General features: G+C 49.1%; 3 protein-coding genes. 2 read left to right on the top strand and 1 reads right to left on the bottom strand.

The window, feature by feature from the left end:
* The first annotated feature begins 481 nt into the window (after positions 1 to 481).
* Together HWQ67_RS15265 and HWQ67_RS15260 are read left to right on the top strand one after the other, a co-directional pair.
* Positions 482 to 1,684: a hypothetical protein gene (locus HWQ67_RS15265; RefSeq protein WP_218253546.1), complete on the top strand. Its 1,203-nt coding sequence runs from the start codon at positions 482 to 484 to the stop codon at positions 1,682 to 1,684.
* 68 nt (positions 1,685 to 1,752) lie between these two features.
* Positions 1,753 to 2,160, top strand: coding sequence for a helix-turn-helix domain-containing protein (locus tag HWQ67_RS15260; protein ID WP_218253545.1), 408 nt, complete (start codon positions 1,753 to 1,755; stop codon positions 2,158 to 2,160).
* A gap of 196 nt (positions 2,161 to 2,356) precedes the next feature.
* Here HWQ67_RS15260 and HWQ67_RS15255 read toward each other — a convergent pair whose 3' ends face one another.
* On the bottom strand, positions 2,357 to 2,638 hold the full coding sequence (locus HWQ67_RS15255) for a hypothetical protein (RefSeq protein ID WP_218253544.1): 282 nt from the start codon (positions 2,636 to 2,638) through the stop codon (positions 2,357 to 2,359).
* Positions 2,639 to 3,066: the final 428 nt, after the last annotated feature.

The raw sequence follows: 3,066 nt of genomic DNA, 5'->3' as shown, positions 1-3,066 counted from the left end.
CGAGGCTTTACATTGGCATGGCGTAGGGAGTTAGACAGCCTGGTGTGGCATATGCCACCGTTGTATCATCGCATCTTTTATTACCTGCGTCAGAAGGCAAGATGGAAGACCGAGTGTGTGCCCACCAACCGCGGGCTGGGCATGTGGGTATCTCCAGGAATGGTGGTGACAAGTTACGATATCATAGCCAGAGGCGTTGCCCACTACGAACGAGGAATCGAGCGTATACCATCAAAAAAAACCATCGGAAGCGTGCTGAGATGGCTCGAACAAAATGGCATTATTAATGTTACAAGCAATGCTATGGGTTCAGTTATATTTATAAGTAACTGGGAAAAGTATCAAAATACTAGCGGCTATACAAACAGAGCTAATACAAGAAAGACGTCTGAACGATCTTCGGACAACTATATGCCAGAGGGCACCGCCCCCAATAATCGCCCAACAGCAAAAAAGAACAAGAAGGAGGACAATAGCAACGATGCAGAGCAAACATACCATGCGCAATGCCATCCCGACTCAGATGGCAATAACTCAGGGGTCGCCGTCGGTCGGAAACGAGCGGAAACTCGCCCCCGTGGCGAAAACAACACAGTTGCAGAAGCAGACCCATACGCTCACCTATATATCGGACTTGTTAGCGAACAATCCTGAACAGGCACGCCAGGAGGCCCTCAGGTACAGGACGGAGGTCTTCTGGGATGATATCGTGCGTCTGTTTGAGGGCATCAGGGGTGATGCACATAAGTGTAGTCGTTGTGGACGGGAGGATGCGGGGTGGTTTAATCCGCTTACATTGCGGTGGATTGAGGTTTCTGATGTGTGTCACAACTGCAAGGTATCGCTTACGATGCTACATCAGGAGGCCATTGTGCGGAAGTGGCGGGAGAGGATAAACGGACGCATGGACAGCGTATTAAGGAACTGTGGGGTGCCGCAGAGGTATCTGACGGCGGATATCTCTTCGGTGAATCGGGAGGTTGCAGAGGTAGTACAGGGAGTCTTGCAGTGGCTGCATTGCGGTGACGGCCCTCAGTCAGGGATTGAGCCGGGGGTCGCCGACCCCGACGTCCCCCCCACGCAACAACAAGCATCCGGAGGACTGTATATCTTTGGGCCACCCGCAACGGGAAAAACTTATCTGGCAGCGGCCATCTTAAAGGCTTATATCCGGACGCTCACCCCCTCCTTCCGGGACTGTTACTCGGAGGCCCCCATAGAGCCACGTTATCCCATCTTTACCATCGTATCGGACATGCTCGCAGATATCCGAAAGACGTTTAATACCCCCGACCTCTCCGAGGGAGACATCTATGACAAGTACTGTAGTGCGCCCCTTGTGGTCATGGATGACTTTATGGCCGAAAAGGTTACCGGGTGGTCGGTGAAGACCATGTACTCTATAATAAACAGACGTTATATCAACAATCTGCCACTTATCATTATCAGCAATTACGGTCTTGGAGAGGTGGAGAGGAGTTTTAACGCCGTCAGTGAGTTTACCGGGACGAGCGTTGTCCTGCGCATAAGTGAGATGGGCAAGGTGCTCATCCTTAGAAGGGGGTTGTTGTCATTGAGCCAGGGGTCGCTGACCCCACAGCGGCATACCGCACAGAGTGCAGCGGTTGGCCGGTGCAAGGGGTCAGCGACCCCCGGCATAAAGGACACCACAGGAGGCAGGTAGTGGACGCTGACATTTTAGTCCCTGCAGGGGGCAGCAAGGGTGCTCTGACAGGGGGTCGCCGACGTCCTTTGGCAGCGGGACGCACAGGCAACACTGACACAACGAGGCGGCGTCGTTGCCAGGCGACTAGTCGCTCCAAGCACTCCTGTCACAGATGCAGAAACTACATCAGATGCAACGAAGCCTGCATCTACGTGGAAGAAATACTCAAACGTGAGGAATCGTCATTTGAGGCTACCCTACAATACGAAGACGAAAGACTGACAAAAGACTACAACGAAGTACTGGTGGAAATAAGGGAAGCCCTGGTTGGACATAACAAGATCAACATCAGCAAAATCAGACAGATCAAGGACATAAAACTCCGTGCTATTGCCGTCATGCTCTACGCCAGGGTGCCCGTGGTGGAGATTGCCGAGTTGTTCCGAAAGTCAAGGTCACAGATATACAGATACATCCAGAAGGGTCAGTGGTAGTATTTTTTTTATGTGCAGGTGGGTGGTGGCTGCATCTCTGTTAATTTCTCGCTATGGTCTCCCGCTATGGTACGCAAAGAAAAACAGGAAGGTATGGTGTGAAACACCCCTAAGGGTATATTCCAACCATACCTTCCCGGGACTTCCTGTTCTGAATAATCAACTATACCAATAAGTGTTTCATCCACGGGAGGGATTAGCACCCGGCTACTGCTTTTCTGATGGTTTTCTTTCCATCCTTTTCCTGTACGGTAATCTCTGTGCCTTCCGATACGGGGGTCTTCACCTCACACTCACCGGCGCCGCAGGTTACGGTGACGTCCTTACCAGACTTCTTATCGGATACCACTACGCTTTCGACTGCATCACCTTTCTTTACAACGCTCTTCACCTTACCGGATATCTTATCAGATGCGATAAGCACGGTTACTGTCACAAAGAGAGAGACTACCAGCATCATTGCTGTTAACTTTTTCATGTATTCACCTCCTTTTAATTTAGAATAAGTTTTAATATCGTCCTAATATGGATTAGCGGATTGTATCATAAATTTTTACTCTTGTCAATAGCAAAGTTTGTTGTCATTCGTTTAATCCCAGTCATGATGCTTCACAGTGCTATTATTATTAGTTGGTAGCAAGTTTCTTGCCAGGGGCAAACAGCGCAATACAAAGCGGTCTTGCCTCTTATGTTACCGATAAAAGCTCCCCATTTGGGAAAACTATCCTCATATGGGGATGTTCTTACCCCGGTTTGATTATCCCGGTGCGATTTCAGATACGCAATCAACATTTTCAGGTATCCTCTTTAAAAAGCATGGTAGAGGGGCAGCAGAAAAATAATTATTGCAAAATAGATCAAGAAGTGATAGACTGTTATATATGAATCAAAGAGCAATAGAATCAA

Origin of the sequence: Candidatus Magnetobacterium casense (genome assembly GCF_019173545.1) — a bacterium.
Classification (GTDB): Bacteria; Nitrospirota; Thermodesulfovibrionia; order Thermodesulfovibrionales; family Magnetobacteriaceae; genus Magnetobacterium; species Magnetobacterium cryptolimnobacter.
The sequence above is the reverse complement of the archived record's forward strand: the minus strand, read 5'-3'. Positions and strand labels throughout refer to the sequence as shown.